This is a genomic window from Phyllobacterium sp. P30BS-XVII (assembly GCF_014138335.1).
Classification (GTDB): Bacteria; Pseudomonadota; Alphaproteobacteria; order Rhizobiales; family Rhizobiaceae; genus Phyllobacterium; species Phyllobacterium meliloti.
The window spans coordinates 295,367-311,875 of the sequence record NZ_JACGXO010000007.1 but is presented as its reverse complement, the minus strand read 5'-3'; the positions used below and the strand labels follow the sequence as shown (position 1 = coordinate 311,875).

The window sequence follows — 16,509 nt, the reverse complement described above, 5'->3', positions numbered from 1 at the left end:
CCACGACCGATCCCGTATTCCAATCGCCGGAATATTGGCAATACCAACCCGAATTTTGCTATTTTGTACAAACTAGAAAGTTGTCAGAAAATGAACAGTTGTAAATGCCGATAAGAAGAAAACAGCATTGAGCGGGAAAGGCAATGGGCCAAGCGGAGGGGGCAGGGAGTTCCAGAAAACACATTGAAATCAGACCTGTAGAGGGGAGCAAGCGCGGAGATTGGGTGCAGGTCGGGAACTTGGACGGCCACAGAGCTCAATCAGACCCGACAGTAGGACAAGGCGGGATAACTCCCGACCGACCCATGAACGAGGAGTCGACAATGACGAAGCTAATACCGTGATAAATGCGTAATAAGTGGAATAAGGTAATAAAAACAACGATAATGAGCTATTAAAGAGAGTTAATTCAGGTGGCCAAGATGGGTACGAGCATTCACTTCTGTCACGCTTCCCATTAGGCTGTGTTTATGAAAACCAATGCGCCCTTATTTTTCGCATTCGACAGTTCTGGTCCAGACGCGAAGGCATGTCTGGATGACGTCTATGAGGTGTTCTCGCCCTATCGGCCGGCACGGGGTTTTTGTCGGCAGTGCTTCACGGTAGAGCAAGAGGAGCAGATATGCGGTCAGAGCAATATTCGCAGGGCAGACTACGCTAGTTTTTCGCCAATCTATCTAGAACATCCCAATTGTTCTGGCAGCGTTGCTACATTCCGGTATTGGCTGCCGCGCGCGCTTGAATGTGCCATATTTGACAGGTGCTTGAGTCCTTCGTTGCCCGATCAGATTGCCAGACTGGGCTTACTGTCTTGGCCACAACACGAACAGGAGGCGTTGCGCAATCTATTCAGGCACGCAGCCGTGAATTGGTTTGTGACAGGCAAGACGGCTCCACTGGGGCAGTACTGGCCAGACATTGGCAACGACGGGTCACAGGATATCTGGACAGCTGAAATCTTACTCTTGGCCCTGATCTATCTTCGCGTCGACCCCTCTTCGCTGGCAAATCATATGTTGGCCACAAACACAGTCTGGTCAACGCTCGGTCTCGTGGCTGCAATCAGCCCGCTGTGTAATCTTGATGATATTTACCCTGTATTGGAAAATGCCGAAGACACAACGGCAATGCATGCTGTTCTGAAGGGGCTCTATCGATACACACAGGCTCGCTTTCACCACATCATCACCTACGAAGTCTTGATGCTGAGGTGGGAGGCACACCTAGCCCGTGGCGACGAAAAACTCGCTTCCTATCTGCTCGAGGTGATGGATCGCTACGAGCCACCACAGATGGTTGATCAGACAGACGACGAAACATTTCTGGCCGACTTAACCAAAATCATTAGCGGGTAACCCGCGAACTGATGCCATTCAGAGTGATGGCGCCCAAGCCAATCGCGAAACATGGCAATGTAGGTGATTTGGTAGTCACGGCGCCGAGCCGAAATAATAAGCAGCTTAGGCAATAGAGCGATTGCCACTCAACGGCCGAGATGAGGCCGGGAACGGAATAGCGGCTTTTAGTCCCGAAGAAGGCAAAGCTGCCTATAGTATGATCTATATATAGAGCCGTCTGCTTTGCGCTCGCAGGGGTGCATGATTAATTGTAACCGCCTCAGGTGCCTTTATCGATCACCTGCGGTGGATATGTCTTGCGGAACGAACGACGGAACTGGCGCAAGCCACCCAGTTGTTCTATCTATGTTCGCATGGAACAGGCACCGACTTTTGAGCCAAAAGGCATCTCGCCCTCGCAGTTCATGCGGGAGCTTCGTCCGGAATATTATTCGGATTCCGAAGATCGAGTCGCTTATATTCTGGACCGTGGGCTCTTCGAGTACCACCTCGGAACGATGACAAGCCGCAATCAGACCCAAAACTTTGAAATCTTCTGCCGCAAGCTTTGTGAGCGTGCAATTTGCCCGAACCTACGCGGACAAACTGGACCGGACGGAGGCGGCGACAGTAAGGCAGACGCAGAGACGGTGCCGGTGGCTTCGGAAATCAGGTCCCTCTATTTTGAAGGTGAGTCCAACGCCGGTACAGAACGTTGGGCGTTCGCCTTCAGTACCAAGCAACGATGGCAGCAGAAAGTGCGATCCGATGTCGAAGGTATCTATGCGACCGGCCGAAAATATGACCGGATTGTTTGTGTAACGAGCCAATTCGCAAAGTCCAAAACTCGAGCTGACCTGGAAGATTCCCTAACGAAGCAATTTGGCATCCCCGTCACTATCCACGATCGGACGTGGATCGTGGAACAAACGATTGATGCGGACCGTAAGGACCTAGCCTTTAACTACCTGAACGTTGGCGAGTTAAAATCCGACCCGCTTAGGTTAGGTCCGACAGACTATTCTCGGTTGCGGCAACTCACGGATATAGAGAAGAGCATAGATAATCCTGAGTCCTTTGTGGGTATGGATGTGGAAAGAGCGACGGAGGCGTTGCTTGCCGCAAAGCTGGCGCGAGGACTTGAAAAACCTAGGAGCGAAGTTGAAGGCCGGTTCATGCGCGCGATACGTCTCGCCAACGACGGCGGAACATTTCTCCAGCGGTTGGAGGCGCAGTACGAACTCATTTGGACAGGATTTTGGTGGTACGACGACGTACATCTGCTGAATAGTGGATACGACGCCTTTGAAACACTTCTAGCGGATTCCGATCATTCCCAGGCGGTAGGTCTGCTCTGCAACCTTAATCAGTTGCTCTTCAACTCTGTGACTCAGAAGTTGCTGCCCGCAGGTCAGTTGAAGGTGGAAGAAAGGACAGCTCGGCTCGAGACGAGACTATGGGCGATGGCGGCGGACACAGACCGCCCTAACAATCAACTCGAGGCTGAAACCAGTCTGTTGATTGTGCGAATGAACCGAACTTTGGCCAGTTTGCCGATAGGTGATCTGAGCCCTATCTGGCAGGGATTTGCTGATCTGATCGAGCGGGCCAAGGGACTTGGGGAATATGATGCTCGTACCTTGGCGGCTATCATTGAAGCGGCATCTACCATTGCCGGGAGCGACCCAGAATATACTACTCTGTCGGAGAGGTTGTCGGCCTTCGTGGCAGCGCGGACGAGTGAGGCGGAAGGTGCGCTAGTGCTATTTCGCAGGGCGCAAAAGCTCGACTTTGAGCACTCGTTTGACATGATCAGGCTGTTGGGTCGGGCAGCTTTGGGCCTAACCAAAAAGGAGCACTCTGCAGAGCTAGCTGACGCAGTGCTCCTGTTAGCGCTCGCGTACCGCAGCGCGGGCCTTCTCTGGGCAGCCAGGTCGAGCTGTATATTCGCAGTCGCAACGATTACTATTATTGGCGAGCAAGAGAGTGACATTCCGATCACGATTATCCCTGCCCTGAAGCTGCTCGCATGGATAGAATTGGAGCTAAATCACGTCCCTGATTTTCTTGCAGCGATTCAGTTCTTGAACGGCGTAGTGAGAAAACTGCCACTGACCGAAGACTCAAAGAAGCATCTTGTCGATGATCTTCAGGAACTGGATGCGGCGCTTGGCAGTGTGCTCCTGAATCTGAGCGAAAAAGAACTCGCAGGGCTCTCTGCTGCGTCGGACATTCTAAACGCCTTGGGTTTATGGATGGCGCGCACCGGCCTATTATATGCGATGGGACATATGGCTGAGCTGCGCACTGACTGGAGTATCCCCGATGCCGAGACCGACGACGGCGTCCGCGAATTTCTATCGCGGCTCGCGGCTCAGCCTGTCGGCCGCCGACGTCGCAGGTTGGTTCTTAACGAAGCCGCCCCTCAGTCAGTTGAGACGTACCTGTTGGGGATGGCTGTTGAGGTAATTCAGGACGGTAGCATCCCGCAAATCATGATTGCCGAGATCATGCTCGGAGCCCTTGAAGCGGTTTTTGCTACGATCCCCGAACAACGAATTATTCCTCACACTGAGAAATTCGTGATCGCCATAGAAGAAAGCTCCGAACTCAAAGAACCGGATTTTGAGATTTCCGAGTTAGATGTCAAAGGCACCTTGCGTTGGCCAAGGACATTGGAACCTCACGCGTTTGCCACGCAGGACACAGTCCAAAGAACCATGTTCATGGTGGCGATGCAGGTCTTCGGCTTCACCTGTATGATGGATGACTTTAGCACGGCAATTGACAAACTGATGAACGATGAGGCGATCCAGCAGCGCATAACGCTAGTTCACGTCTCGCTGAACAGCTTTCACCGCGTCTGGCGTCGGCATGCCGTGCGGCTGTCAGATTGGGACAGCGTTGTGAAAGCGCAGTTCAACGTGAAATACCCGCTACCCGTTTTCGACCTGATTGAACCGCCCCGGGCCCCCAATGGCCCTCATGCCGCAAGTCCATACGACATCAAGGATCACCGCGTGATGAAAGTGCGATCGGTGATCGACGTGCACGCATGGAATCGCGCGCGCTGGCGAGGGATGGGCTACGCCAGCGTCGATGAGACCCAGCCTCCGCTCATGCTAGTGCTGTTTGAAGATGAAATTGCCGCTCGAAAGATATTTGAACGGTGGCGCGAACGAGTTGGCGATGCAGACCTGGGCGCAGAAATCCGGCTTTCGATTGTCAGGAATGTTCCTGGCGAAGCTAAGCATCATTACTTCGCTATCTTTGCCTCAAACGAGCCAGACGACGGAAAGGTAGACAATAGGAAATTCGTCGCGATGGCCAATCGCTCGCAATTCATTGAGCCTGCGGACGACGTGAACTTGAGCACTTTTCTTGAGCGCTTTGCCCATCATGGTGGGTACTATTTGCTGCCCGCCCATTTCGAGGAAAGTGGCGTTTCTCTGATGAAAGGGCTCGGCATCTTCAAACGCGATTTGGTTGTTCGTGATTATGCTGACTTGCCAGCGGGCGATCAGGATTGGGCCGGCGTCCGAAAAGGCAGCCCGCGGGAAATGTGATGGCAACCGTGTGCTAGCGAGGCTCCCCCATATCCTGCGACCCAAGCGCATGTGGAAAGTGGCCGCAAAACTCTGATCTACTTAAAGATATTAATTTCTTACAATTACGAATCACACTTACTTTAGCTACAGTACAAATATTGAGGGTATTGTTGGCGGGAAGTTTATGCACATCGAATCCATACGAATTCGCAACTTCCGTCGTCTCCAAGACGTGCGCATAGACCTTGCCTCCGACATCTCGATATTCGTGGGAGCGAACAACAGCGGAAAGACGTCTGCCACGCACGCCCTTCAGCTCTTCACCGCCGCTTCGCGCGAGCGTTTTTCCATTCACGACTTCAGTTCGGAATGCTGGGATGCGATCGACGGTTTCGGGGCGGGCATTCCCGACGCCGTGCTACCCACAATTTCCATGGACATCTGGTTTAATGTGGAACCGGCAAACCTCTATAGAGTCGTCGACCTACTTCCCAGTCTTTCCTTTACGGGAAATACGGTCGGCATCCGGGTCGAATTTGCGGCCTCTAATCCCGCTGCGCTGCTACGGGATTTTCAGGCCGCCTACGCTCTTGCTGCGGCGAACTCGCGCGCGGGTGAAGACGGAACTATCACCTATCACCCGTCACCAAGAACGCTGTGCGACTATCTGCGCGATGAGAGCGGCATTAGACTGCGCAAAGGATTTGAACTGCGCTACTACGTTCTTGATCGACCTCGCTTCGACGACGAATTACGCGAGCAACCGGGCTACGTTGCCCGCCTGATATCTACCGACAAGGGCCGTAGCGGAAAGGATATTCTCGCTGGACTCGTCAAGGTGGACTTCCTGCATGCACAGCGTCACCTTTCCGATTCGTCGGGCGGGACGCGCGCGGAAGAACTGTCCCGAGTCCTTGGAAGGTTTTATCAGCGAAACCTTGAGCAACGAGCCGCAGACTTTGAGGCGCAGCGAGCCCTGGCGGATTCGGAGACCATGCTGAACGATCATCTTGACCGAGTATTCGGACCTACTCTCAACAGGCTTGCGGAGCTTGGATATCCCGGTCTGGGCAACCCGCGTCTGCTCATCAAGACAGCTTTGAACCCCGCTACGATAATGAGCTCTCAGGACGGTACGCGAGTGCACTATGCACTCGGCGAAGCAGATCAGCATGGCGTCTTGCCGACGCTGCCTGACCGGTACAACGGGCTCGGGTTCAAGAACTTGATCTACATGGTCGTCGAACTGCTCGATCTACATGCAAGATGGTTGGATGACGAAGAAAGCAGACCGCCTCTTCACCTGGTCTTCATCGAGGAACCGGAAGCTCACCTGCACGTTCAGCTTCAACAGGTATTCGTCCGCAAGGTCCTAGACATCCTGAACATCGAAGGCGCCGACGCTCAGTATTACACGAGCCAGCTTGTGGTTTCGACCCACTCTTCGCACATTCTGTACGAGCGCGGTTTCCGTCCAATTCGGTATTTTCGAAGTAGCGCCAGCGCGGCCTATCACACGTCCGAAGTGCTCAATCTGTCGGCCTTCTACCACGGGACGTCAGTACTATCTCGGAACTTCCTTGAGCGATATCTCAAGCTCACTCATTGCGATCTTTTCTTCGCGGACGCCGCAGTGCTTGTCGAAGGGAACGTCGAACGTCTCCTGCTGCCGCAGATGATTGCGACTGCGGCTCCTCGCCTCCAATCAGCCTATTTGAGCGTCCTCGAAATCGGTGGCGCGTTCGGACACCGGTTCAAAAGTCTTGTGGACTTTCTCGGCATCACGACGCTGATCATAACTGATATCGACAGTGTTCTTCCTGGGGCGGTGCCTGAGCACGAGATAGATGATCAGCCTGCCGACGACGGTCTCGAAGCGAAGCACCCAGCGCCTGATGCTCCGTTGGAAGCGGTTGGGGCGGAGGACGAGGAGGAGCCGGAAGACGAAGACGAAGAGCCTGGCGCCGGAACGGCCTGCATGGTCTCCGTTGAGGGCGCGGTGACGTCGAACCAGACACTCATTAAGTGGTTGCCCGGTAAAAAGCCAATTGCGGATATCCTTGCTGCCGAGGAAAGCGAATGCATTCAGGTCAGGGTCGCGAACAGCGCGCTTGTTCGAGTGGCATATCAGACCGCTGTCGATGTCGCATGGAAGGAGGAAACCGCTGTGCTTGCCGGTCGGACTTTAGAGGAGGCCTTCGCACTCGAAAATCTGGTGTGGTCGCAGGACAAGGATCGCAAGAATCTCAAACTTCGTGTTCAAGGTGCCGGGAAGCTCGATTTGGCGGCAATCTCTCGTCGTCTACACAAGAAGATCGCCGGCTCAAGCTTTCACAAGACAGACTTCGCGTTGGCGCTGCTGGAGCACAACCCATCGGACTGGCTGGTACCCCGGTATATCGCTGACGGACTTCGATGGCTCGAGTGTGAAGTCACGCCTTCCGACCCCGGAGTTGACGAAGGTGACGCCGGCGTGGAGCATGGGCTCTTTGAGGACCTCCTAGGATGAAAAGTCGAATTGGCAAGCCCGACACACAGGCGGACGTCGACCTGCGCAAGGCGCTCGACACGCAACCGCCGACGAACTTCGTCATGGTGGCGGGTGCTGGGTCCGGGAAGACCACATCCTTAATCAAGGCACTGGCTCATCTATCGCAGACACGAGGAAGAGAGCTTCGCGTGCGCGGACAACAGATCGCCTGCATCACTTACACGGATGTGGCAGTAAACGAGATCAGGAGCGACGTTGGAGATGACCCACTCTGCCGTGTTTCCACGATTCACAGCTTCCTGTGGTCCCTCGTCCAGTCTTTCCAGATCGACATCCGTGAATGGATTTTGTCTCGGCTAGACGAGAAGATTGCAAAGGAAAACGATAGACTTGCGAAGCCTGGGACGCGTGCCACCTCTCGTCCGAAAATCGAAGCAACAGTGACAAGATATGGACTACAGAAAGAGATCGTAGCCGGACTGGACAAGTTCACGTACGGGACAGGCAGCGACTACGAACACGGTGTGCTTGGACATTCGGACATCATCATGTTGGTTCCAGATCTCCTTGCACAAAAGCAACTTCTCCGAGACCTCCTTGCTGCCCGGTACCCCGTCCTTTTCGTCGATGAAAGCCAAGACACCACGCCGAACTTCGTGAGCGCTCTCCGTACCGTTGCGGAGACCGTTCAACATGAATTCTGCGTGGGGTTCTTCGGTGATCCAATGCAGAAGATCTATACCACTGGCGCGGGCTCTGTGGCACTCGACGAGGGATGGATAAAAATACAGAAGCCGGAAAACTTTCGTAGCTCGCAGAGCGTCCTGAGGGTGGTTAACGCGATACGCTCTGAAGATGACGGCCTTCGTCAGTTGGGAGGCAAGACCACCCGCCAGGAGGATCAGGTTGTCCCGTTGGAAGGCACCGCGAGGGTCTTCGTACTGCCTGCGGACGAACATCGCTCGGCACGGGTCGGCCAGGTACGAGCATTTCTTGGCCGGGTGAACGAAGATCCTCTGTGGTTGAGCGATCATGATGAGGCCGACGTCCGGATGCTGGTAGTGGTGCATCGCATGGCCGCTATGCGGCTCGGCTTCCCAAATCTTTATTCTTCGTTGAACGATAATGCGCCGGACAGCCTGAAAGAAGGTCTCGTCGACGGGACTGCATGGCCTCTGCGGCCCTTCATCAGTTTTCTCCTCCCCTTGGCAACTGCTGTGCGGGCTGGCGATGAGATCGAGATTATGAATCTCCTGCGGCAGAAGGGTCCGCTTTCGAATGCAAAGATAGACGGAAATTTCATGGAGACCCTAAAGCGCCTTCATGACGCAACGCTTGATCTCAACCGGCTTTTTTCAGATCCTGCTACGACTATTAGACAGTTGCTTTCGCTCGCGACCGAGACGACGTTGCTGGCCGCCGACGAGCGTATGTCTCGACATCTCGCGCTCCCGCTCGATCCGGTCGATGAACTGGATCCAGAACACCTCCCTATGTCAGCATTTCTCGCGTGTCCGGCAAGCGAGCTGTGGAATTATCGAGAATATATCGAGGACTTATCGCCATTCGCCACCCAGCAGGGTGTCAAGGGCGCGGAATTTAACAGAGTTATCGTTCTTCTCGACGACGAGGAGGGCAAGGGGCAAACGCTGTTTTCGTACGGCAAGTATTTTGGGATCACCGACCTGTCGAAGACAGACAACGACAACATCGCCGAAGGCAAGGACTCGGTGATTGAACGGAGTCGCCGGCTGTTCTACGTGTGTTGCTCACGCGCGATCCAAGATCTTGCCGTTGTGATGTTCGTGGCGGACGTCGCGAGCGCCAAGGCTGCAATCCGTGCAAAGGGCTTCTTTCGACCGGAGGACATTCTTGGCGATGCTGAACTGCTCGCCTAGCTCGATGTACTAACGCAATGATCCTCTCCGACTTAAATTGGTGGTCGCAGTGTCGCCAGTATATCCGCTTTAAGACAGGGGACGAGAAGGTGTGTGTCGCAGACGAAAGGAGACTGGCTATTAGTTTTTCGGGAGCGATTTTAAGAATGCGGCCATTTAATGTAGCGCTGTGTTCGTGTGAACACTGCTAGGCATGAGCGGAGCATCTGTGCAAAATTTGATGGATCGTCTGTATCGATTTCTAATGCAGAAACTTTCGTTTAGACAAAACTGAATCCACAACCTATCGTTTGGAGGTGGGGTTAATGACCTGAATGTCAGATTCGGGAGAACACTGGAAATCCATGCGTATTCTCGTTTCCGCTGACATTCATCTCGGATCACCTATCCGATCTGCCGCGATGCGCAACCCTGAATTAGGCGACAGGTTAAAGCAGGCGAGCCGCGACGCTTTTGTTCGCATTGTTGATCTGACCATATCAACGAACATTGATGTACTGGTTCTCGCTGGAGACATTTTTGACAATGACCAGCCAGACTTAAAATCTCGTGCTTTTCTTGTCGCCCAACTTGCGCGGGCTGCGGAGGCCAATATTCCCACAGTGCTGATCCGCGGAAACCACGATGCCCTCCTAGATCATCGTGCCCATGGAGACCTTGGCCCCATGATCCATCTGTTGCACAAGGGAGCGCCAAGTGTGGAGATTGAAGGTGTCTGGTTCCACGGTTTATCATTCGATGCGAGCCACGTTTCAAAAAGCTTCCTGCCTGATTATCCCGCGCCGGTACCGGGGCGGAAAAACGTCGGGTTGATGCACACATCTCTTGACGGATCACCCCTACACGACCCTTACGCACCCTGCTCCGAACAGGAGCTGATGGCTCACGGTTATGATCTCTGGTGCCTCGGACATATCCATGCGCCCTTCGAGCGCACATCAGGTCTGATGCACGCTATTATGCCAGGCATACCGCAGCCACGTCATTTCGGTGAACGGGCTGGAGGCACTATCGTGATTGTCGAACTTGGACACGGCACAACCACCATCGAGAGGCACGGAGTCGGGCAGCTAACATTCAAGCAATGCTCACTGGACTTGAGCGAGTGTTCCAACATTCAGGAAGTGCTGAGCGCCCTTCGAACGGGACTTCAGGGTATGCAGCATCCCAAAGATATTACTGTGGTACGCCTGCAGTTGATTACAGGTCACCATGCTACTGAAGTGCTAACATCCCTTACGAACGAGATATTGGAAGACATAGACCGCGTCTTTCTGAATAAAGTAAAAGTAGTTGTTCCACAGCGGCATGCCGATGCCAAGGCGGATGATCTGTTGCGCCTTATGCGCGAAGAGCTGCATGAACCTAGCTTCCAGTTTGCTAGCAAACAGATACTCGAGGAACTCCGGACTGTTCTGCCGCGCGAAATCGCCGGTGAATTAGCTGATGCGGCATTGAATGATCTGCTGGAGGAGGCCACGAACGAAGTCATGCTGTCCCTTCATGCGGGGGCCACGCAATGAGATTGAACAGGCTTGATCTCATCCGTTACGGTCGTTTTGACAGCGAAAATATCGTGTTTCCCGGCCGCGCAGACGGCACACCCGACGTCACCGTGATCTACGGACCGAATGAATCGGGCAAATCCATCGCATTCAACGGCTTTCTGGAACTTCTTTTCGGTATGAAGTCGGGGATGCACCCCTACGCCTTTCGATTCGAACGTAACGACCTTCTTGTGGGTGCTGAGCTGGATATACCCGGGCGTGGTCCGACTGTCCTGCGCCGCAATGGTAAACGTACTCAATCCCTGCTGGATCACCAGGATCGCCCTGTAGATGAAGCCGTTCTCTCAAGTGCACTCCATGGACTTGGATTAGATGACTATGTTGAACGATTTTCACTGAATGACGAAGGGCTCCGCAGGGGCGGTGAACGAATTGGAAGTGCTAAAGGAGATCTGGGGCAATTGCTGCACGCGGGTGTCTCGGGATTGACCAGTATATCCCGCGTTCTAGAAGAAATGACAGCGCGCGCCGAACAGTTTCACAAAAAGAGTGGACGAAATACCGATCTCAAGACCGGCAAAGAACGATTGACGGAGATCGGACGCGCGCTGCGTACTGAACGTCTGACGCCAGACCGAGAGCACACACTGCGGAAAGACAGGGAGACATCGCAGAAGACGTTCAATGAAGCGGACGCCGAACTTGCCCGGGCGAGAAAAAGGCAGGCGGCAGGTAAAGCTGCTCAGATCTGGCATGATCGGACCGAAGAAATTCGCAGAATAGACGAAGGGCTGAGTCAATATCCCGATGGACCGGGTTTGAGGAAAGGTGCCATCGAACAAATAGCTACTCTTGTTGCAACGATATCGCAAAAGACTGAGCGCATAGAGGAAGCCGACGGGAAAATAGCACGTCACGAAGAGGTTATCGCTGCAAATGAATCCGATCTTGCTGCTCCGGATCTTGCTGTTGAGCTCGCGAAGCTGGACCAAGAGAAAATTGACGGCGCTCCCCTGACAGCCCGCGCAGCAACGGCCGAAACCGACCTTGAAAAGCGAGCTGGGGAGCGAGATGAGGTGGATCGCCAGATATACCAGATTCAGACAGCGCTACAGGTACCTGACATGCCACCTGCATCATTGGTTTGGGAACGCGATGAACTTGAGAACATGGCAAACGTTGCTCAAGCACGTCTGACTACCGAAGGAGAGTTAAGGGCAGCGAATAATATTCTCAAAACTGCGCGCGATCAGCTCGGAGATGCTCCGCTCGAGCCGCAGGATTTGTCACAACTGCAGGTGAAGTATGATGCCTGGCAGAAAGTCCCAGATATTTCCACGTCCGAATACATCCTTGAAACGGAACGCGCGCGACTTGCGAAAGTGGTTTCCGGTCTTCCCGCGAACTGGCTGACGCTTCTCGAAATCGGTCTTCCCGCGCGCGAAACGCTCGAGGATGTTTTGCAGCAATGGAATACCTTTACTTCGAACATTGCTTCTGCCGTAGTGGATCTGGAGACCCGCGAAGGAGAGTACAAGGCTGCTCGCGCAAAGCGGGAGGCTGACGAAGGCGAGCCCACTTCGCTTGACGCCGCTACCACCGAAGAGACGCGTCGCCAGAGAGATGCGGCTTGGGCGTTGCATCGAGCCACTTTGTCAGACGAAACAGCATACCGTTTCGAGAAAGACATGTATGCAGACGATGGAGCCCGCACCAATTTTATGATGGGTACGGAGGCAAGGCAGCAATTGGCTAACTCCCGCCGGCAGGAAAACGCTACAAGAGCCATTCGCGATATCGCAAAGAGCAAACTCGCAGAGCTAACTGAGAAGCAAGAGACGTTGTCCAAGCGGATTGCCTCAATTGCCAGAGTCCTGGGCTTCTCCCTCGATACCGGACCAGCTTCGTTTGCCGAGAGACGTACCACCCTTTTGACGGCCGCTGAGATCACGGCTGAGGTTGCGAACTCCGAGAAGGCACTAGCAGAGCTCTCGAAATGTCGCCAGGCGGCATTCGACGATCTTTCAGCTGCCGCAGGACTGGTAGATATCGAAGGTGAAAAGGCAGATATCCCGGCACTGGTCGCCAAGGCTCTCGCTCTTCAGGACACTGTACGCCGGATCTGGGAGAAATGGCGTGGCGATAAGCAAATCATATCAGACCACGAAAAGATCGTTTCAAAAGCCGAAGCGGAAAATAACGCGGCTATAGCCAACCTGGAAGCGTTAACCGCTGTGCTGCCTCTCCCTGTTCGCACGGCATCCGGTATCAAAATGGCATTGCCGCACTTGCGTGCATTGCAACAGCTTCACGTCGAACGCAAAAGTCTGAATGCACGCGTCGAAGCACTCGAACGCGCATTGGAAACACTCGCCCAAAGCGCAACACGTTTGGCTGAAATTCTCGAGGTGCCCGTCGGTCCAGAAGACAATCCTGTACTCATTATCGATCGCGCCAGAAAGTCTGTTTCAAGCGCAGCAGAGGCGGATCGTCTGAGAAGAAGTGAAGAAGAACGCCTTGAGGAAGAGATCCAAAGCCGGAGGCAGGCCATTGAGGCCCGGGATGACGCGCAAATTAAGTTAAATAAGCTGTTTGAGGAGCAAGGTGGTACCGATTTGGCACCAACAGAGCGCGCTATTTTTCTGGTAGAACGCGACGAATTGCGTGTTGAGCGCAGCAATGCGGATAGGCTTCGAAACGATATACGTGATGGGGTGGACAGAGCGCTCTTCAACGAAGAGTTGGCACGTTTGCCAGACACGACGCGAGCCGCGGAACTGCTGCAGGAGCTTGACGATGCGCAAGAGGCACGTGATCGATCTCGCGATGCGTCCGTTGAGAGGAACCGCCTCTATAGTGAGGCTTACAATGCTGCTGACAACAGCGCTCTTGTCACAGAACAGGCCACGATCCTCGAAGAGCTTAGAAGTGGTGCCCGCCAAGCGGTCGTCGCTCAGCTAGGAGTTTTGGCGGCGCAGGGCGCATTGAGACGTCTGGCCGCGGAACGACGTAGTACAATGCTCCTCGATGTGGATGAGGCTTTTGTCACCATGACTTCGCAGGCATGGGAAAGAGTTGAGGTCTGGAGCCAGTCGGAAGGTGAAAAGTTGGTTGGCATTAAGCCGGGAGGCAAAGCTGTACCAGTTGAAAATATGTCGACCGGAACCATTGGGCAGCTCTATTTTGCGCTAAGGCTTGCCGGCTATCGCAGTTTTGCTCGCGATCCTGGCCCTCTACCCATGATCCTCGACGACATCATGGAGAGCTTCGATGACACCCGCGCTGCTGCTGCCTTGAATCTATGTGCCGAAATCGGGCGGAGTGGGCAAGCAATTATCTTCACGCACCATCCCCATCTGGTCGCTTTGGCGCAAGAGAGTATTCCGGGTGTTTCCATAGTAGAAATGCCGGACTGATCGGTTCAAGTCTTTTTCCGGTTTTTGACGTCCGAAACGCCGCCGTCATCGATGCATGACGCTATGCGGTGTTGCTAGCGCGTTAATGGAATGCCAGCTTTTAGAAACTAGTCGGTCCAACTTGAATGACCGAATTGGGGGCGCAAAGCAGCCGTCGTTGTTTAACGGCTTTCAATCGGATTTTTATCAGTAATCGGATTCGGCTAAAATTTCCAATTGCTGGCACTCTCAAACGAAGATCATCTGTATCCTTACGGCGTTTCTGTCGAGTGAGGTCTTCATAGGCTCTCTCTAATTCAGAATATTTGGAAAATGTGTCGACCTTCTGTTGTCCTTTTGTGCCAATTCTTCCCCAGTTGCGCACGAGCGATATCTCGCCAAAGTGGGTTGGTTGCATCGTCAGGCTATAATACCGCGCCATATTTTGATCGGGATCACAACGCGTGACATGAAATGGTAGGGGGTTATCAGACATGCCCTGAAGGGTCGTAATTTTGAAGCCATTCGTCCAATGATAAATCTGAATCTTTAGGACTTGATCGATTCAAATCTTTGATGTGAAGCGGTGCTGTGAGAACTCCAGCAAGTCCAACCAAACATTTTCTCATGATTTTCAAGTTTGTACAGCAAATGAACGTTGAATTATGTCCCCAAGATTATTCCAGATATGCGGCGGACCTGTGATGGATGTTGTTGATGTTAGGCACGATGGCCAGACTGACGCGTATTTAAACTGCATAGGGATGTAGGATCGCGTGCCGATGAGGGTGTCGCGTAAATTGTTAGACAAACAATGGAATGCACTCAGAAGAGTAAATCTAACATCTTATCTTTTCATCTAAGAATTAAGGATGGTATATATGGATCGAAACAACTGTCAGGTCGAGGTACGACAACGAACTGAGTTCCGACGGGAGCATAAGCATTTGTGGGGCGGGATAGAACGGAGTATCCCGCCCACAAATGCTTATGCTCCCACTCATGACCGGTGACTGCTACATTTGCAACAAATCCCTGATGGTATTTGTCCTCTCGTGATGATGCCTAGTGCCAGAGCCGTTATCGACATTATCGTGAAAAGAGACGACTTGGCCAGTTTCTATAATAAAATAAATTGGCTGCTCCGATTTGATATGAAAGAACTCATTGTAATTATAGAGGTCAACCCGGATTTCGTCCTCGGAAAGGACCATTATGCCTGCGAGATTGTCGCCAGTCACGGTCTCAATGCAATGAAGCATCTTTTCCTTGTCAGTGTTTGACACTTTTTCTCCCTAGATATCAAAACTTACAAGCAATCAGCCGAACAGAGTGTCTTGCAAACTCTCAACTACAAATTTCACTCAGCTAATTGTCCATGTTGCTCAAGGAGCCGCATCAGCACAGCGTTGGCATGAGCGAAATTTTGGAGCTGGTCTTGAAGGCGATAGGTCCACTTCTCGCCATGGAAGAGATTGTTGCGGAATCTCCAAACGATCAGCAGCAGTGTGAGTAGGCGATCTCGTGGATCACTGTTGCTCCCATCGATGACTGACCGGACGAGAGCAGGCTGGTCGGCAGGCCGTAGTTTCAGGTGGAGAAAATGGTGCGTGAAGTCACCATTCGCGAAGTAACGCTGCCGAAAATACCCCAACTCAGCGTCATATTCGTCGGCATGGAGTGTTCCGGCCTCGCGCCATTCATCCACCTTTGCGCAAATCAAGTCTGCACGCGCAAACGCACCCATGATTTGCGCTTCAAACAGGCTCCAAAGAAAGGTAAAGTTAAATATCGCCGCGCGATCTTCCTCAGGAAGCGCCGCAAATCCAGGCGCTCTCAACAATAGCCATTGTATACTCATAGTCTTTTCCGTTTCCTCGCAGCGTCGTCGTTCAGTCATCTGGCCAGACACTGTCATCCTCATTTAAAATGTAGACTGTCGCTACCATCCGCTCCTCACCGCCGCTCTTCAGTTGCTTTCAACAAATGTCAGACTCCCCAAATTCGTTTTCGCGTCCATAAAGGATATTGTTGACGTACCAAGAAGGTGTCCGCGAAGAACTACAGTTGGAATTGACCGAATTAGTTTTTGTGTATAACAGGCACTGGGTGGCTTCCCTGCAACAAGCAGCCACCCAGACTACGTTCGATCAAACAACTACTTCTTGGTTGGTGTTGGTTTGATGGTTTCAACAACATGGGTTTTAGGGTGTTTGACAGCGGTTTGAACCGTCGTAAAACGCCCACTTCCTGCATTGCGCCCAATTTTACTCATATACTTCACCTCCTTTCTGCTCCTGTTGTTGAGGAATTACTCCTTTGTGAATAATTC

At 52.9% G+C, this 16,509-nt stretch carries 8 protein-coding genes; 6 read left to right on the top strand and 2 right to left on the bottom strand.

Annotated elements, in window-relative coordinates; all coding sequences use genetic code 11:
- Positions 1-470: 470 nt before the first annotated feature.
- The 6 genes from FHW17_RS19905 to FHW17_RS19880 all read left to right on the top strand — a co-directional run bounded on the left by FHW17_RS19905 (position 471) and on the right by FHW17_RS19880 (position 14,198).
- Positions 471-1,355, top strand: coding sequence for a hypothetical protein (locus tag FHW17_RS19905; RefSeq protein ID WP_182510644.1), 885 nt, complete (start codon positions 471-473; stop codon positions 1,353-1,355).
- Between the two features lie 356 nt (positions 1,356-1,711).
- Complete coding sequence (locus tag FHW17_RS19900) at positions 1,712-4,903, top strand: tetratricopeptide repeat protein (RefSeq protein WP_182510643.1); 3,192 nt, start codon at positions 1,712-1,714, stop codon at positions 4,901-4,903.
- A gap of 166 nt (positions 4,904-5,069) precedes the next feature.
- Positions 5,070-7,394, top strand: a complete 2,325-nt coding sequence (locus FHW17_RS19895) for an ATP-dependent endonuclease (RefSeq protein WP_182510642.1) — start codon at positions 5,070-5,072, stop codon at positions 7,392-7,394.
- A complete protein-coding gene (locus FHW17_RS19890; protein WP_182510641.1) occupies positions 7,391-9,274 on the top strand; it encodes a UvrD-helicase domain-containing protein in 1,884 nt (627 codons plus the stop codon). The genes FHW17_RS19895 and FHW17_RS19890 overlap by 4 nt, the downstream gene beginning before the upstream one ends.
- A gap of 344 nt (positions 9,275-9,618) precedes the next feature.
- Positions 9,619-10,797, top strand: coding sequence for a DNA repair exonuclease (locus FHW17_RS19885; RefSeq protein ID WP_182510640.1), 1,179 nt, complete (start codon positions 9,619-9,621; stop codon positions 10,795-10,797).
- Positions 10,794-14,198 carry an AAA family ATPase gene (locus FHW17_RS19880; RefSeq protein WP_182510639.1) on the top strand — a complete coding sequence of 1,135 codons (3,405 nt, stop codon included), beginning with the start codon at positions 10,794-10,796 and terminating at the stop codon, positions 14,196-14,198. Before FHW17_RS19885 ends, FHW17_RS19880 begins: the two co-directional genes overlap by 4 nt.
- A 100-nt stretch (positions 14,199-14,298) precedes the next feature.
- On the opposite strand, the gene FHW17_RS19875 is transcribed toward FHW17_RS19880, so the two are convergent.
- Both FHW17_RS19875 and FHW17_RS19870 read right to left on the bottom strand, forming a co-directional pair.
- Positions 14,299-14,673: a WGR domain-containing protein gene (locus FHW17_RS19875; RefSeq protein WP_182510638.1), complete on the bottom strand. Its 375-nt coding sequence runs from the start codon at positions 14,671-14,673 to the stop codon at positions 14,299-14,301.
- 864 nt (positions 14,674-15,537) lie between these two features.
- A complete protein-coding gene (locus tag FHW17_RS19870; RefSeq protein WP_210275967.1) occupies positions 15,538-16,038 on the bottom strand; it encodes a hypothetical protein in 501 nt (166 codons plus the stop codon).
- Positions 16,039-16,509: the final 471 nt, after the last annotated feature.

Coding starts and splice junctions, on each gene's coding strand:
- FHW17_RS19890 (WP_182510641.1), top strand. CDS start 7,391: ATGAAAAGTCGAATTGGCAAGCCCGACACACAGGCGGACGTCGACCTG.
- FHW17_RS19900 (WP_182510643.1), top strand. CDS start 1,712: ATGGAACAGGCACCGACTTTTGAGCCAAAAGGCATCTCGCCCTCGCAG.
- FHW17_RS19880 (WP_182510639.1), top strand. CDS start 10,794: ATGAGATTGAACAGGCTTGATCTCATCCGTTACGGTCGTTTTGACAGC.
- FHW17_RS19875 (WP_182510638.1), bottom strand. CDS start 14,673: ATGTCTGATAACCCCCTACCATTTCATGTCACGCGTTGTGATCCCGAT.
- FHW17_RS19885 (WP_182510640.1), top strand. CDS start 9,619: ATGCGTATTCTCGTTTCCGCTGACATTCATCTCGGATCACCTATCCGA.
- FHW17_RS19895 (WP_182510642.1), top strand. CDS start 5,070: ATGCACATCGAATCCATACGAATTCGCAACTTCCGTCGTCTCCAAGAC.
- FHW17_RS19905 (WP_182510644.1), top strand. CDS start 471: ATGAAAACCAATGCGCCCTTATTTTTCGCATTCGACAGTTCTGGTCCA.
- FHW17_RS19870 (WP_210275967.1), bottom strand. CDS start 16,038: ATGAGTATACAATGGCTATTGTTGAGAGCGCCTGGATTTGCGGCGCTT.